Raw genomic sequence first — 14871 nt, forward strand, 5'->3', positions numbered from 1 at the left:
AGTGAGTTGTGGCACAGGAATATAGCGTTGAACAACTCAACCACGGTCGTAAAGTCTATGACTTTATGCGCTGGGACAATGTCGCCTTTGCTATCTCCGGGCTGTTGTTGATCGCCTCGTTGGCTATTATCGGCGTGAAAGGCTTCAACTGGGGACTGGACTTTACCGGCGGTACGGTCATTGAGATCAACCTGGAACAACCGGCGCAGATGGATGTCATGCGTGATGCGCTGGAAAAAGCAGGCTTTGACGAACCGCAGCTGCAGAACTTTGGCAGCAGCCGCGACGTGATGGTCCGTATGCCGCCAGCGGAAGGTGAAGCTGGCGGTCAGGCGTTGGGTAACAAGGTCGTTAGCGTGATTAACGAAGCGACCAGCCAGAATGCGACCGTCAAGCGTATCGAGTTTGTCGGACCCAGCGTGGGGGCCGATCTGGCTCAGGCCGGGGCCATGGCACTGCTGGTGGCGCTGATCAGTATCCTTATCTACGTGGGCTTCCGCTTTGAGTGGCGCCTGGCGTTAGGGGCTGTTATCGCGCTGGCGCACGATGTGGTGATTACCTTAGGTATTCTGTCGCTGTTCCATATCGAGATCGACCTGACCATCATCGCTTCACTGATGTCGGTTATCGGCTACTCGCTGAACGACAGTATTGTGGTCTCCGACCGTATTCGTGAGAACTTCCGCAGAATTCGTCGCGGAACCTCTTACGAAATCTTTAACGTGTCGCTGACCCAGACTCTGAGCCGAACCCTGATGACCTCAGGGACCACTCTGGTGGTGGTTCTGATGCTCTATATCTTCGGTGGCGCGATGCTGGAAGGCTTCTCGCTGGCGATGCTGATCGGGGTTTCCATCGGGACCGTCTCTTCCATCTATGTAGCGTCTGCACTGGCGCTGAAGTTGGGGATGAAGCGCGAGCACATCCAGCAGCAGAAGGTGGAGAAAGAAGGGGCGGATCAGCCGTCAATTCTGCCGTAATCCCGGCGTTTGCCTGAACAAAAACCGCGACCCTTTGGCGTCGCGGTTTTTTTTCGCCTGTCGAGAGTCTCCTGACAGGACGCTGTCAGTAGGAGGGGGGCAAACTGTCTCCTGTTATCAGAAAACAACAGGAGAAGATGAGATGAACAACATTATGAGCTGGTTTGAAATTCCGGTACGGGACATGGCGCGGGCTACTGCATTCTATGAGGGCATGCTGGGTATTACGCTGCGCCCTGAAGAGAAGCCGGACGCCGGTCTGGCGGTTTTTCCCTACCAGGAACCGGCGCCTGGCGGTGCACTGACGCAGGGGCAGGATTTCACGCCCGGTACTGATGGCCCGGTGATCTATCTGGTTACCGACGATGTTGAAGGCGCTGTTGCGTGGGCGTGCAGGCAAGGAGGGCGCCGTTGCTTTGGCCCGTTGGCGCTGGAGGGTATCGGCACTATCGCCCGGATTATTGATAGCGAAGGTAACCGGATGATTTTCTGCGGCAACAGCGTCGGAAGTGGGAGGGAAGTCAGCCCCTCCCTGATGTGGAAGCAGAAGATTAGATGTTGTAACTCAGGGCCCTGGTGCTATTTATTCTGATTCTCATGGGCCAGAATCAGGTATCCTGCGGTCCATCGAATATCTGAGCCGTTGTAATTTTTTACGCCGGTAATCTTTTTATCACCCAGTTTCAGGTAGTCATATAGCAGATTATAAACAAAAGTCCCATTGGCGCATTTATTTTCTGGTTGATAACTGTCCTTGGTAGGATTGTTTTTTATCTGGTTGTTAATGTCGCTAAAACTGGTACAACTGGTGGTAATGTTTTCTTTCAGTTGCCCCTTTTCCGCTGTAGGCGTGTCGAAGAAGCCAAGAGTATAATTGAGAGCGCTTAACCCAACAAACTGAGTTGTTTTAAGAGCCGGGATCCCGGCGGTAGCTTTCAGTATGCTAAGTGCCTCTGGATTCTCTGCTAATGCGTTGTCATAACCTTGATCACACTGGTTAAAATCAAACCCTTTGGAATTTTGATATCCTTGCGGGTAACAGGCTTTCTTCCCCTCTTTTTTATCTACTTCATCGCGTATTGAGTTAGCGCCGAATCCCAGTAAACTTCGGCTCCATAAATAATATGTTTTTCCTTTCAGTTTTAGCGGGTGCGTGCCCGACAGTGAGGCATTTTTGCTGTCAAAAGTTATCTGGGTTGAGGCGCCGCCCACCTCAATAATTCCCTGAGTGTTATCTGTGCCTGTCAGCCCTGCCAACTGGTTAAGATGAACCCATGCGAAGGCGCCTTCCTCCCAGCCATCGATAGTTCCTATCCTACCCTGTCGATAGCCCTCATCTTTGACGGTTTGTTGAATACTACGATAGATCTTTTCTTGCATATCTGCCGTTAACTGACGCATTCCTGCTGTGCCTAATACGTTGATGTCGATCGTCTGTGGCTTATTATTATATGAGTTTAATACCTTTTTCAGCAGCGGAGCTATTAACTCTTTGCCTGCATTTTCAGGAGATTGAGAGAAACTGGCTAGCGGCGTTTTTTGGGTTTCTGATGCGACTTCCTTAACTGAATCACTGTCCGACACTTGATAAAGTATGGCTCTGGTCTTACTACTTCCTGCATCTACTACCACTGAATATTCAGGTGTGGCTGCATATACGTTATTTTTAACGGTAATGAATAACATTAACATCAGCAGGGGAACGTATTTTATACAGGATTTATGCATAGATTGTTATCCTCAGGTTCATGGGCGTGAGTTTACAGTCTGGTTATCATTTGTAATTGGTGGTTCGCTAATGCCAGTATAGACAGAAATATTGCTTTATTACTTCTTTGAGAAAATACGCATTATGGGGGCTGTCAGGGGGAACTTTGAGGAATAAGCTTTAAGACGCTGTTTTTTAATTCGGGGAGAGCGTTGCCCTCATCCCCGAATATTTTTCTGGAATTAGAAGTTGTAACCCGCTACCAGGTAGTAACCCCAGCCAGTGGAGCGAACCCGGAAATCGCCCTTGCCGAAGTTCATCTCCGGGCCGTCCTGCCACTGACCGCCGTTATGGAAGTAACGGGCGACAAACGAGTAGTGCCAGTGGTCATAGTTCAGCGCCAGAATGTGGCTGGAGGCGATAGAGTTGCTGGTGCGGTTCGGTTCATCGCCCAGATCGGAACCCCAGTCGAAGTTGGTAAAACCGATGTAGCTCAGCTTGCCGCCCCACAGATCGGTGATAGGCACAAAGTATTTAATTTTGAAGCGGTAGCCGTCCCAGCTGTCTTCGTTAGCCGCGCCGTAGTTTTCCCACTGATATTTGGCGTAGACGTTAAGCGACAGACTCATCGGCAGACCGGTTTCAACATCGGTCCCCAGGCCCATATACCAGGTATTCTGGCGATTGTCGCTGTTACGGCCCATATCATAGATATAGTTGTTGGCGAAGTACCACTCTTTAAACGGTCCTACGCTCAGATCCAGACCGCTCAGTTTGTCGATGGAAAAGCGCGGTTCGATCTCCATAAACAGCGGAGAGCCGTGGTTCCAGATGCCGGTAGAACTGCCGTCGCCGCCGAAGAAGCGCGGGGCGTCGATGTAGCCATAGAAATCGAACCAGTCTTTTTTCGCGAAAGCTTCGTATTCCAGGTAGGTGTCATTGCGCAGTTGAGGTCCAAAGCGGGTGTGATAGCTGCCCACCACGTTGACGCTCTGGTGCCACCAGTCCGAGAGGTATTCGCTATTGCTATCCGCTGCGCTTGCGGAAAAAGAGCAGGAGAGCGCCACTGCGGCGCCAGCCGCTAACATCATTTTTTTCATCATTTCGCCACTGTTTTTCGGTTGTCCGGGAAAGTTACCGGGAAGCCGGCGCATCTCAGCGCGCCGTAGCAAGGTGGGCTATTATAAATAAGCCTTTCTCACAAAAATGCGTCTTTTTTCACGTCGTTATCATTCAGGTAATCGATTGCCTTCACAATTAAACGATAAAGACGTCGGAATTCTACTCATTTCGTCAGATTTATCCAGTCCGGGGCGCGTTGGGATGAAAGGAATTTTGTATGGCGGGGAAGGCGCCCGTTCATCCGCCAGATGAACGGGCGAAAGCTTAGCTGGCGAAAGGGGATTTGGCCGGCGGCTGATAGCTGGGGTCCGACGGCACAATATCGTGTACCCGGATAAAGCCCAGTTGATCCGGCGTGATACCGGGCATATCGAGCGGGATATCGACATCACTCGGCACCAGCACGCTTTTCGGCACATTAATCGGATAGGTCTGCACGTTAACTTCCTGGTAGTTTTCCAGGGTGCCCTGTAACTGACCCCATTCTACCTTGCCGCTAAAGGCGGGCAGCGGTGCGCTGTTACCGCCGCGAATGGTGAGCGTGGCGCGGGTACCATTATTGGTAGCGACCACCTTGCTTAAGGTCATGGTCAGGGTGCCTATCTGGCTATCCAGTTGGGCGGCGGTTTTCGAGTCCGGCAGCAGATATGCGCCGCTGGTTGAGTTGGCGTTCAGGGCGTTCTGCTGGGTCAGCTTCACCGACTGCTGGCTCAGCTTGTTCATCTGTTGATTCATCGCCTGCACTTCATTACTGACCTGACGCACCTCTTTCTGGGCGGCACAGGCGGTAAGCGTGAAGAGACTTCCTGCCAGAATCAGCTTCAGGCAACGCGTTGTCATCATAAAAAGGTTCCTTTTGTTCAGCGAGTTACTGTAATGGTAGAAGCAGTGTGACAGAAAACATAGATCCTTTGTCTCAAAGCGTCGGTCTCTTTGTTGTCCCGGGCGTTACAGGGTAAACTGTAAAGCAGTCACCATTTCCGGATACAGGTAGCCCTATGCATTGCCCATTTTGTTTCGCTGTGGACACCAAAGTGATTGATTCCCGCCTGGTGGGAGAGGGATCGTCAGTGCGCCGCCGCCGTCAGTGTCTGGTGTGTCACGAGCGTTTTACCACTTTCGAAGTGGCGGAGCTGGTTATGCCGCGGGTGATAAAGAGTAACGATGTCCGCGAGCCCTTTAATGAAGATAAGCTGCGTAGCGGTATGCAGAAAGCGCTGGAAAAGCGCCCGGTCAGCTCCGACGACGTCGAAATGGCGTTAAATCACATTAAATCCCAGCTGCGCGCTACCGGCGAGCGCGAGATTCCCAGTAAAGAGATTGGCAATCTGGTGATGGAACAGCTTAAAAAACTGGATAAAGTGGCCTACATTCGTTTTGCCTCGGTTTACCGCAGTTTTGAAGATATTCGCGAATTTGGCGAAGAGATTGCCCGCTTACAGGACTGATGCTCATGCAGGACCAACTCTATATGGCGCGCGCGTTAGAGCTTGCGCGCCGTGGGCGTTTTACCACTCATCCTAATCCCCGGGTCGGCTGCGTTATCGCACGCGACGGCGCCATTGTCGGTGAAGGCTTTCACTACCGCGCCGGTGAACCACACGCCGAAGTTCATGCCCTGCGTATGGCGGGCGAGCAGGCGCGCGGCGCCACCGCTTACGTAACCCTGGAGCCTTGCAGTCATCACGGACGCACGCCACCGTGCTGCCAGGCGCTGATCGCCGCCGGGGTCGCCCGGGTGGTGGTGGCGATGCAGGATCCTAATCCGCAGGTGGCCGGGCGCGGCATGCATCGTCTGCGTGAAGCCGGTATCGAGGTCAGCCACGGCCTGATGATGAACGAGGCCGAAGTATTGAACCGCGGCTTTTTGAAGCGGATGCGCACCGGTTTCCCCTGGGTGCAGCTTAAGCTGGGGGCATCGCTGGATGGCGGTACTGCCATGGCCAGCGGCGAAAGCCAGTGGATAACCTCCCCCCAGGCGCGACGCGATGTGCAGCGTCTGCGAGCGCAGAGCGCCGCGATTCTGACCAGTAGCGCTACGGTGTTGGCGGACGATCCGTCGCTCACGGTGCGCTGGAATGAACTGGATGAAGCCACCCGGGCGCGCTACCCGAAGGCCAATGTGCGTCAACCCGTCAGGGTGGTGGTAGACAGCCGCAACCGGGTGACGCCGCAGCATCGCCTGGTGCAACAGCCCGGCGAAACCTGGCTGGCGCGCCTGGCGCGCGACGAGGTAGACTGGCCGGAGGCGGTTGATCACCTGCTGCTGCCTGAACGTCAGGGGCATATCGATCTGGTGGCGCTGATGATGCAGCTTGGCCGGCGCCAGATTAATTCGGTATGGGTTGAAGCTGGGGCGACTCTGGCCGGTGCGCTGTTGCAGGCCGGGGTGGTGGATGAGCTTATCGTCTATCTGGCGCCGAAACTGCTGGGCGACGGAGCCCGGGGTTTATGTCGCCTGCCAGGGCTCGACCGACTGGCCGATGCGCCGACCTTTGCATTCAGCGAAGTACGGGCGATAGGGCCCGATCTGCGCGTAACGCTGACCCCTGCTGGCGCATAATATACCCGTTATAATTCAGGGGCCGTGCTAAAGCACGTTCGCCTGGGGCAGAGATGTCCCGCAACTCGAATTATTTAGGGTATACAAAGCCTGAGCAGAGCGTTGAACTTTATGATAGAATCCGCCCCCCTATATCGGGGGATAACTGAACCCGTTAAGGACAAGTATGAACATTATTGAAGCTAATGTCGCAGCGCCGGACGCCCGCGTTGCTATCACCATCGCGCGTTTTAACAACTTCATCAACGATAACCTGCTGGAAGGCGCGATCGATGCCATGAAGCGCATTGGTCAGGTCAAAGATGAAAACATTACCGTGGTGTGGGTTCCGGGTGCTTATGAACTGCCGCTGACGGCGGGTGCGCTTGCCAAAACCGGCAAATATGACGCGGTTATCGCGCTGGGTACGGTTATTCGCGGCGGCACTGCACATTTCGAGTACGTTGCAGGGGGCGCCAGCAACGGTCTGGCCCACGTGGCGCAGGAAAGCGAAATCCCGGTCGCCTTTGGCGTACTCACCACCGAAAGTATCGAGCAGGCTATTGAGCGTGCTGGAACCAAAGCCGGTAATAAAGGCGCCGAAGCGGCGCTGACCGCGCTGGAAATGATTAATGTGTTAAAAGCCATTAAGGCTTGATTTTAGTAAGGGGAATTCCGTGAAACCTGCTGCTCGTCGTCGTGCCCGTGAGTGTGCCGTTCAGGCGCTGTACTCCTGGCAGTTGTCCCAGAACGACATCGCCGATGTTGAATACCAGTTCCTGGCGGAACAGGACGTCAAGGATGTTGACGTAACGTACTTCCGTGAACTGCTCTCCGGGGTGGCGACCAACAGCGCGTATCTCGATAATCTGATGGCGCCTTATCTTTCCCGTCAGCTCGATGAGCTGGGTCAGGTGGAAAAGGCGATACTGCGCCTTGCGCTGTATGAGCTGTCCAAACGTGATGATGTGCCGTACAAAGTGGCGATCAACGAAGCGATTGAACTGGCGAAAACCTTCGGCGCTGAAGACAGCCACAAATTCGTCAATGGCGTGCTGGATAAAGCCGCTCCTCATATTCGTCCCCGTAAGAAGTAGCCTTAAAGGCCGGCGTTGCCGGCCTTTGTTCTTTATCCCCTGAGTTGAGGCATTCCCTATGGCAAGCGGCGAATTCTCTCTGATTGCCCGTTATTTTGATCGCGCCCGCACTCTGCGACGCGATGTGGAAACCGGCATTGGCGACGACTGTGCGCTGCTGGCGGTGCCGGAAAAACAGTGGCTGGCTATCAGCACCGATACCCTGGTGGGGGGCACCCACTTTTTGTCGGATATCGATCCCGCCGATCTGGCCTGTAAGGCGCTGGCGGTGAATTTAAGCGATCTGGCCGCCATGGGGGCCGATCCTGCCTGGCTGACCCTGGCGTTGACGCTACCGTCGGTAGATGAAGCGTGGTTACAGGCTTTTAGCGACAGTCTGTTCGAACAGCTTAACTACTACGATATGCAACTGATTGGCGGCGATACCACGCGTGGTCCGCTGGCGATGACCCTGGGTATTCATGGTTACGTACCTGCCGGGCGGGCGCTGAAGCGCAGCGGTGCGAAGGCGGGCGACTGGATTTATGTGACCGGAACCCTGGGGGATAGCGCTGCCGGACTGGCGATTTTGCAGGGTGAGTTATCACCGGAGAAACCGCAGGATGCCCGCTATCTGGTACAGCGCCATCTGCGGCCGACGCCCCGTATTTTGCAGGGCAAGGCGCTACGAGACCTGGCTTCCAGCGCTATAGACATCTCTGATGGTCTGATTGCCGATCTCGGGCATATCCTTAAAGCGAGTGACTGCGGCGCCCGCCTGGAACTGGAAAAGTTGCCGCTGTCTCATGAACTGCAGCAGAGCGTGACGCCGGACCAGGCGCTGCGCTGGGCGCTTTCCGGCGGTGAAGACTATGAACTGTGCTTTACCGCGCCGGAGCGCAACCGCGGCGCGCTGGAAGTGGCTTTAGGCCAGACCGGCACGCCATGGGCCTGTATCGGACAGATGACTGCCGCAGCGGATGGGCTGCGCCTTATCCGGGAAGGGCAGGCCGTTACGCTGGAATGGAAGGGCTATGACCACTTTGCGAGAGAGTAATGCGGCCGCGAAGCGCCGTCTGAATTTACGTAACCCTTGTCACCTGCTGGCGACGGGTTTTGGCAGCGGGCTGAGTCCGGTGGTGCCGGGTACCATGGGCTCGCTGGCTGCGATCCCTTTCTGGTGGTTGTTTCACCGCCTGCCGCCGGATCTCTATGCGCTGTTGCTGCTGCTGGGGATCTGTATCGGCGTCTGGCTGTGCCATCGCACCGCCCGGGATATGGGGGTCCACGATCACGGCAGCATTGTCTGGGATGAATTTATTGGAATGTGGATCACCCTGATGGCGATTCCGGTAGCCGACTGGCGCTGGATTGCGGCGGGTTTTGTGCTGTTCCGGATTCTGGATATGTGGAAACCCTGGCCGATCCGCTGGTTTGATCGCAACGTGCACGGCGGAATGGGGATTATGGTGGACGATATCGTGGCCGGGGTGATCGCCGCAGCGATCCTCTGGTTTGCAGGCTACTACTGGCCGCTGCTGTAATTTATCGGCGGCGCCCCTGGCATTTGTCAGGGGCGCCTTCTGCTATTTAAATCCCACCACGTGATGCGGTTGGTAGAGCATCTCCAGTTCGGCAATCTCTTCTTCCGTCAGTTTTACCTCTACCGATTTCACCAGCTCATCCAGTTGATCGGGACGCGAAGCGCCGATGATCGGGGCGGCGACACCCGGTTTACTCATCAGCCAGGCCAGCGCCACCTGCGCCAGACTGGCGTTTTTATCCTGGGCGATGCGGGCCAGTCGTCTGGCTACCTGTTCATCGTTCTCTTCGCTGTTGTTATAGAGCGTCTTGCCAACTTCGTCTGAGGCCTGGCGGGCGGTGGTTTCGCCCCAGGGGCGCGCCAGACGGCCGCGAGCCAGTGGGCTCCAGGGGATGACCGCCACCTTTTCCGCCGTGCACAGCGGCAGCATTTCCCGCTCTTCTTCACGCTGAATCAGGTTGTACTGATCCTGCATGGTGACAAAGCGCGCCCAGCCCCGGTGCTGCTGGGTATAGAGCGCTTTGGCGAACTGCCAGGCATACATCGATGAAGCGCCGATATAGCGGGCTTTTCCCGCCTTCACCACCTCATCCAGCGCTTCCAGGGTCTCTTCCAGCGGGGTCCAGGGATCCCAGCGATGAATTTGATACAGGTCGACATAGTCCATACCCAGCCGTCGCAGGCTGTCATCAATGGCCCGACGAATTTGGGCGCGGGAGAGTCCGGCGCCCTGATCGCTCACCGGGAAGTAGACCTTGGTGGCAACCACTACCTCGTCACGGCGTGCGAAGTCCCGTAACGCCCGGCCGACAATCTCTTCGCTGCTGCCGTCGGAATAGCTGTTGGCGGTGTCGAAAAAATTGATGCCCTGCTCCAGGGCGGCTGCTCTCTTCCGGCAGCGTCCAGGGATGGTTGCCGCGATTAGGCTCGCCAAAGGTCATACAACCCAGGCAGAGTGAGGATACCTTAAGGTCGGTGGTTCCCAGGGTCTGGTAGTGCATGCTGTGCTCCCGCTGTTATCTCTGGTGAATTAAGGATAGCAGCGGGAGGGAACGGAGGGATTAAAGAGTCAGCCAGTCGCGGATACGTGCTTCCATACCTTCGGCATTTAGCCCGATATCTGCCCGAGCCTCGTCCTGGGTGCCCTGAGGAATAAAGTGGTCGGGCAGGCCCAGATTCAGTACCGGAATCGCTTTACGGTGGGCCATTAGTGTTTCGTTTACGCCGCTGCCGGCGCCGCCCATAATGGCATTCTCTTCCACGGTAATGAGCGCTTCATGGCGTTGCGCCATATCGAGAATCAGCGCTTCATCCAGCGGCTTTACAAAGCGCATATCCACAAGCGTAGCGTTCAGGCTTTCGGCGACCTTTTCCGCTTCCGGCAGCAGGGTGCCAAAGTTCAGGATCGCCAGTTTTTCCCCTTCGCGCTTCACGACGCCTTTACCGATGGGCAATGGCGCCAGAGGCGTCTGCTCCACGCCGCGTACGCTGCCGCGCGGGTAGCGCACCGCGCTGGGGCCGTCGCTGTAGTGGTAGCCGGTATGCAGCATCAGACGGCATTCGTTCTCGTCGCTGGGGGTCATAATCACCATGCCGGGAATACAGCGCAGGAAGCTGAGATCGAAGGCGCCCTGGTGCGTCTGACCGTCGGCACCGACAATACCGGCGCGATCGATGGCGAACAGTACCGGCAGCTGCTGAATCGCCACATCGTGGATCAACTGGTCATAGGCGCGTTGCAGGAAGGTGGAGTAAATAGCCACTACCGGCTTATAGCCGCCAATGGCCAGTCCGGCGGCGAAAGTTACCGCGTGCTGTTCGGCGATGGCGACGTCAAAATATTGATCCGGGAAGCGGCGGGAAAACTCCACCATGCCGGAACCTTCACGCATGGCCGGGGTAACCGCCATCAGCTTTTCGTCCTCTGCTGCGGTTTCACACAGCCAGTCGCCGAAAATCTGGGAGTAGCCCGGCAGGCCGCCGCCCGATTTGGGCAGTTTGCCGCTGCTTGGATCGAATTTCGGTACCGCGTGCCAGGCGATAGGGTCTTTTTCCGCCGGCTCGTAGCCGCGACCCTTTTTGGTCATGATATGCAGAAACTGTGGCCCCTTCAGGTCGCGCATATTCTTCAGGGTGCTGACCAGCCCCTGCACGTCGTGACCGTCTACCGGACCAATGTAGTTAAAGCCCAGCTCTTCAAACAGCGTGCCCGGCACTACCATGCCTTTAATGTGCTCTTCGGTGCGCTTGAGCAGCTCTTTGATGGGCGGTACGCCAGAGAAAACCCGCTTACCGCCTTCACGCAGCGAGGAGTACAGCTTGCCGGAAAGTAACTGAGCAAGGTGATTATTCAGGGCACCGACGTTTTCCGAAATCGACATTTCGTTGTCGTTCAGCACCACCAGCATATCGGGGCGAATGTCCCCTGCGTGGTTCATGGCTTCGAAGGCCATTCCGGCGGTAATAGCGCCATCGCCGATCACGCAGACCGTGCGACGATTTTTTTCCTCTTTGGCTGCCGCCACCGCGACGCCGATACCGGCGCTGATGGAGGTGGAAGAGTGGCCTACGCTCAGAACGTCATACTCACTTTCGCCGCGCCACGGGAAAGGATGTAGCCCACCTTTCTGGCGGATAGTGCCGATCCTGTCCCGACGCCCGGTCAGAATTTTGTGCGGATAGGCCTGGTGGCCCACGTCCCAGATCAGGCGATCAAACGGCGTGTTGTAGACGTAATGCAGGGCGACAGTCAGTTCAATCGTGCCAAGCCCGGAGGCGAAATGCCCGCTGGAGCGGCTTACGCTGTCGAGCAGGTAGCGACGCAGTTCGTCGCACAGCTGCGGCAGGGTCTCTTTCGGCAACAGGCGCAACTCCTGGGTGGATTCCACCAGCGCCAGTGTCGGGTATTTGGCTGTATCAAAACTCATCTGGGACTCATCATGATGTCGGTTATTTATCGCGCTGAATGACATAGCGCGCCAGCGCTTCCAGCGCAGAGGTGTCCAGCGATGCGGCTTTCAGTTCCGCCAGCGCGTCCAGCGCCCGATCGCAGAGATCCCGGGCTTTGGCCTGGGCCTGTTCCAGCCCCAACAGGGCGGGATAGGTGCTCTTTCCGAGCTGTGGATCGCGCCCCTGGCGCTTACCGATGGTGGCGGTATCGCCGATGATATCCAGAATATCATCCTGCACCTGGAAGGCGAGGCCAATGGCGGCGCTGTAGCGATCGAGAACTGGCAATGCCTGGCGACCTTCTTCACCGGCACAAAGTGCGCCAAGACGCACCGCAGCGCGAATCAGGGCGCCGGTCTTCAGCGCATGGATCTGTTCAAGGGTAGCCAGACTGACCTGATGGCCTTCGGCTTCCATATCCTTTGACTGCCCTGCGCACATGCCAGCGGCGCCGCTGGCCTGGGCCAGCTCTGACACCATCGCGATGCGTTGGCCGGGTTCGACTCCGCTCATCGGCGCATCACTTAGTATAGAAAATGCCAGCGTTTGCAGCGCGTCGCCGGCCAGAATGGCGCCTGCTTCGCCATATTTAATATGGCAGGTGGGCTGGCCGCGACGCAGGTCGTCGTCGTCCATCGCTGGCAGGTCGTCATGGATCAGCGAATAGGCGTGAATGCACTCAATGGCCGCCGCTGGCGCATCCAGGGTCTGCGGGGCGACGTTAAACATCTCGCCGGTGGCATAGACCAGGAACGGGCGCAGCCGCTTGCCGCCCAGCAGTGTGCCATAGCGCATGGCATCCACCAGAGGAGTGTTCTGAAAGGGCAGCGGCGTTAAAAAACGCAGCAGTGCCTGATTGGCCTGCTCGACGCGGGCCTGAATCTGTTGAGAGAAATCCATTATCCGGCATCCGGAGTGAAGGGGGCGAGCGGCGCCTCTTCGCTTTCGCTAAGTAAGATCTGTACTCGCTGTTCGGCCTGCTGCAGTTTGCTCTGGCCCTGGCGCGCCAGCTGTACGCCGCGCTCAAATTCGTTCAGCGCCTCTTCCAGCGGGAGATCGCCGCTCTCCAGACGAGTCACGATCTGCTCCAGCTCCGCCAGAGCGGTTTCAAAGCTGGCGGTTTCAGGTTTCTTTTTAGGCATGGTGCGTCTGGCCCTGTTTAGTCATTTTTCGCGAATCCGTTATGGTAACGGAGGCCTGCGGAGAATCAAATAAGTCATAAGGGTTGGTGAGCAGTTTCACAATCCTGGTGGTATACTTGCGCGTCCTGGTCGCAGGGGCTCTGGTCGCCTGCGGTACTGATTCTTTCTCAGCCCGCGGTATCACTCAGGCGGCGCTGACCAACTAACCTTTGTCGCCATGAAGTTTATCATTAAATTGTTTCCGGAAATCACCATTAAAAGCCAATCGGTTCGTTTGCGCTTTATCAAAATGTTAGCCGGAAACATTCGTAACGTCCTCAAAACCTATGATGAGAGCCTGGCGGTAGTCAGACACTGGGATCACATCATTGTACGCGCAAAGGATGAGAGCCAGCGTCCCGCCATTCGTGATGCGCTGACCCGGATTCCCGGCATTCACCATATTCTGGAGGTTGAAGAGTCTACCTTCACCTCAATGCACGACATTTTCGAGCGTGCGCTTGACCACTATCGCGTTGAGCTGGAAGGGAAGACCTTCTGCGTGCGCGTTAAGCGTCGTGGTAAGCACGAATTTACCTCTATTGAGGTGGAACGCTATGTGGGTGGCGGTCTGAACCAGAATATCGAAAGCGCGCGGGTGAAGCTGACCAACCCGGATGTCACCGTTAATCTGGAGATCGAAGACGACAGGCTGCTGCTGGTGACCGGTCGCTCCGAAGGGATCGGCGGTTTTCCGATCGGTACTCAGGAAGATGTGATGTCGCTGATTTCCGGCGGCTTCGATTCCGGGGTTTCCAGCTATATGTTGATCCGCCGCGGTTGCCGTGTGCACTACTGCTTCTTTAATCTTGGTGGCGCAGCTCATGAGATCGGCGTTCGTCAGGTGGCGCACTATCTGTGGAATCGCTTTGGCAGCTCGCACCGGGTGCGCTTTGTCGCCATTAACTTTGAACCCGTGGTAGGCGAGATCCTTGAAAAGGTAGACGATGGCCAGATGGGGGTGGTGCTGAAACGCATGATGATTCGCGCCGCTTCGAAAATTGCCGAACGCTATGGCGTACAGGCGCTGGTTACCGGTGAGGCGCTGGGGCAGGTTTCCAGCCAGACCCTGACCAACCTGCGGTTGATCGACAATGTTTCTGATACCCTGGTGCTGCGTCCGCTGATTGCTCACGATAAAGAGCACATCATTAATCTGGCGCGCCAGATTGGCACTGAAGACTTTGCCCGCACCATGCCAGAATACTGCGGCGTGATTTCGAAAAGCCCAACTGTGAAAGCGGTGAAAGCGAAAATCGAAGCCGAAGAGGCGAATTTCGACTTCGCTATCCTCGATCATGTTGTGGAAACAGCGACCAATATGGATATCCGCGATATCGCCGAGCAGGCTCAGCAGGAGGTGGTTGAAGTCGAGACCGTTACCAGCTTCGGCCCGAACGACGCGGTACTGGATATTCGCTCTATCGATGAGCAGGACGATAAGCCGCTGAGCCTGGAAGGGGTTGAGGTGGTTTCACTGCCGTTCTACAAGCTGAGCACCAAATTCGGCGACCTCGATCAGAGCAAAAATTACCTGCTGTGGTGCGAGCGCGGCGTAATGAGTCGCCTGCAGGCGCTGTATCTGCGCGAACAGGGCTTTAGTAATGTGAAGGTGTGGCGTCCCTGAGACCTTTTTACAGGCTCCCACGCTAAGTTTCGGTGGGAGCCTGTTTTTCATCCCTGAATAAATCACGAGCCTGTACACTTTGCCGGGCCTCTCTGGTGTGAGAAGTCTGCTTTTCTGAATCTCTCTTCCTGTTCTGTTTTCTC

15 protein-coding genes and 1 pseudogene are annotated in these 14871 nt (G+C 56.0%); 9 read left to right on the forward strand and 7 right to left on the reverse strand.

What is annotated here, in order from left to right:
• The first annotated feature begins 8 nt into the window (after positions 1 to 8).
• Positions 9 to 980: a protein translocase subunit SecF gene (secF, locus tag FEM41_RS10840; RefSeq protein WP_138095986.1), complete on the forward strand. Its 972-nt coding sequence runs from the start codon at positions 9 to 11 to the stop codon at positions 978 to 980.
• A gap of 142 nt (positions 981 to 1122) precedes the next feature.
• On the forward strand, positions 1123 to 1572 hold the full coding sequence (locus FEM41_RS10845; protein WP_421805321.1) for a VOC family protein: 450 nt from the start codon (positions 1123 to 1125) through the stop codon (positions 1570 to 1572).
• Here FEM41_RS10845 and FEM41_RS10850 read toward each other — a convergent pair.
• From FEM41_RS10850 to FEM41_RS10860, 3 genes are all read right to left on the reverse strand, one after another.
• Positions 1560 to 2708 (reverse strand): acetate and sugar kinases/Hsc70/actin family protein, encoded by a 1149-nt coding sequence (locus FEM41_RS10850; protein ID WP_138095987.1) that lies wholly within the window; start codon positions 2706 to 2708, stop codon positions 1560 to 1562. The two genes, FEM41_RS10845 and FEM41_RS10850, sit on opposite strands and share 13 nt — an antisense overlap.
• A gap of 222 nt (positions 2709 to 2930) precedes the next feature.
• Positions 2931 to 3788, reverse strand: coding sequence for a nucleoside-specific channel-forming protein Tsx (locus FEM41_RS10855; RefSeq protein WP_138099164.1), 858 nt, complete (start codon positions 3786 to 3788; stop codon positions 2931 to 2933).
• Positions 3789 to 4074: 286 nt separating this feature from the next.
• Positions 4075 to 4650: a SadB/YajI family lipoprotein gene (locus FEM41_RS10860; RefSeq protein ID WP_138099165.1), complete on the reverse strand. Its 576-nt coding sequence runs from the start codon at positions 4648 to 4650 to the stop codon at positions 4075 to 4077.
• A gap of 158 nt (positions 4651 to 4808) precedes the next feature.
• Between FEM41_RS10860 and nrdR the strand changes: the two genes are divergently transcribed.
• From nrdR to pgpA, 6 genes are all read left to right on the forward strand, one after another.
• Positions 4809 to 5258 carry a transcriptional regulator NrdR gene (gene nrdR, locus FEM41_RS10865; protein ID WP_138095988.1) on the forward strand — a complete coding sequence of 150 codons (450 nt, stop codon included), beginning with the start codon at positions 4809 to 4811 and terminating at the stop codon, positions 5256 to 5258.
• A 5-nt stretch (positions 5259 to 5263) separates the two neighbouring features.
• Positions 5264 to 6373, forward strand: a complete 1110-nt coding sequence (gene ribD / locus FEM41_RS10870) for a bifunctional diaminohydroxyphosphoribosylaminopyrimidine deaminase/5-amino-6-(5-phosphoribosylamino)uracil reductase RibD (RefSeq protein WP_138095989.1) — start codon at positions 5264 to 5266, stop codon at positions 6371 to 6373.
• A 166-nt stretch (positions 6374 to 6539) separates the two neighbouring features.
• Positions 6540 to 7010, forward strand: a complete 471-nt coding sequence (gene ribH, locus FEM41_RS10875) for a 6,7-dimethyl-8-ribityllumazine synthase (protein ID WP_138095990.1) — start codon at positions 6540 to 6542, stop codon at positions 7008 to 7010.
• Positions 7011 to 7029: 19 nt separating this feature from the next.
• On the forward strand, positions 7030 to 7449 hold the full coding sequence (gene nusB / locus FEM41_RS10880) for a transcription antitermination factor NusB (RefSeq protein WP_138095991.1): 420 nt from the start codon (positions 7030 to 7032) through the stop codon (positions 7447 to 7449).
• A gap of 58 nt (positions 7450 to 7507) precedes the next feature.
• Complete coding sequence (gene thiL, locus FEM41_RS10885; RefSeq protein ID WP_138095992.1) at positions 7508 to 8485, forward strand: thiamine-phosphate kinase; 978 nt, start codon at positions 7508 to 7510, stop codon at positions 8483 to 8485.
• Positions 8463 to 8972, forward strand: a complete 510-nt coding sequence (pgpA, locus tag FEM41_RS10890) for a phosphatidylglycerophosphatase A (RefSeq protein ID WP_138095993.1) — start codon at positions 8463 to 8465, stop codon at positions 8970 to 8972. The genes thiL and pgpA overlap by 23 nt, the downstream gene beginning before the upstream one ends.
• Before the next feature lie 42 nt (positions 8973 to 9014).
• On the opposite strand, the pseudogene FEM41_RS10895 reads toward pgpA, so the two are convergent.
• The 4 genes and pseudogenes from FEM41_RS10895 to xseB form a co-directional block, all read right to left on the reverse strand.
• Positions 9015 to 9972, reverse strand: a pseudogene (locus FEM41_RS10895) (aldo/keto reductase).
• A 60-nt stretch (positions 9973 to 10032) separates the two neighbouring features.
• Complete coding sequence (gene dxs / locus FEM41_RS10900; protein ID WP_138095994.1) at positions 10033 to 11898, reverse strand: 1-deoxy-D-xylulose-5-phosphate synthase; 1866 nt, start codon at positions 11896 to 11898, stop codon at positions 10033 to 10035.
• A 22-nt stretch (positions 11899 to 11920) separates the two neighbouring features.
• Positions 11921 to 12820: a (2E,6E)-farnesyl diphosphate synthase gene (gene ispA / locus FEM41_RS10905; RefSeq protein ID WP_138095995.1), complete on the reverse strand. Its 900-nt coding sequence runs from the start codon at positions 12818 to 12820 to the stop codon at positions 11921 to 11923.
• Positions 12820 to 13062 (reverse strand): exodeoxyribonuclease VII small subunit, encoded by a 243-nt coding sequence (xseB, locus tag FEM41_RS10910; RefSeq protein WP_138095996.1) that lies wholly within the window; start codon positions 13060 to 13062, stop codon positions 12820 to 12822. Before xseB ends, ispA begins: the two co-directional genes overlap by 1 nt.
• A 217-nt stretch (positions 13063 to 13279) precedes the next feature.
• On the opposite strand from xseB, the gene thiI reads away from it, so the two are divergent.
• Complete coding sequence (gene thiI / locus FEM41_RS10915; protein ID WP_138095997.1) at positions 13280 to 14728, forward strand: tRNA uracil 4-sulfurtransferase ThiI; 1449 nt, start codon at positions 13280 to 13282, stop codon at positions 14726 to 14728.
• Positions 14729 to 14871 lie beyond the last annotated feature (143 nt).

Source organism: Jejubacter calystegiae, from assembly GCF_005671395.1.
Classification (GTDB): domain Bacteria; phylum Pseudomonadota; class Gammaproteobacteria; order Enterobacterales; family Enterobacteriaceae; genus Jejubacter; species Jejubacter calystegiae.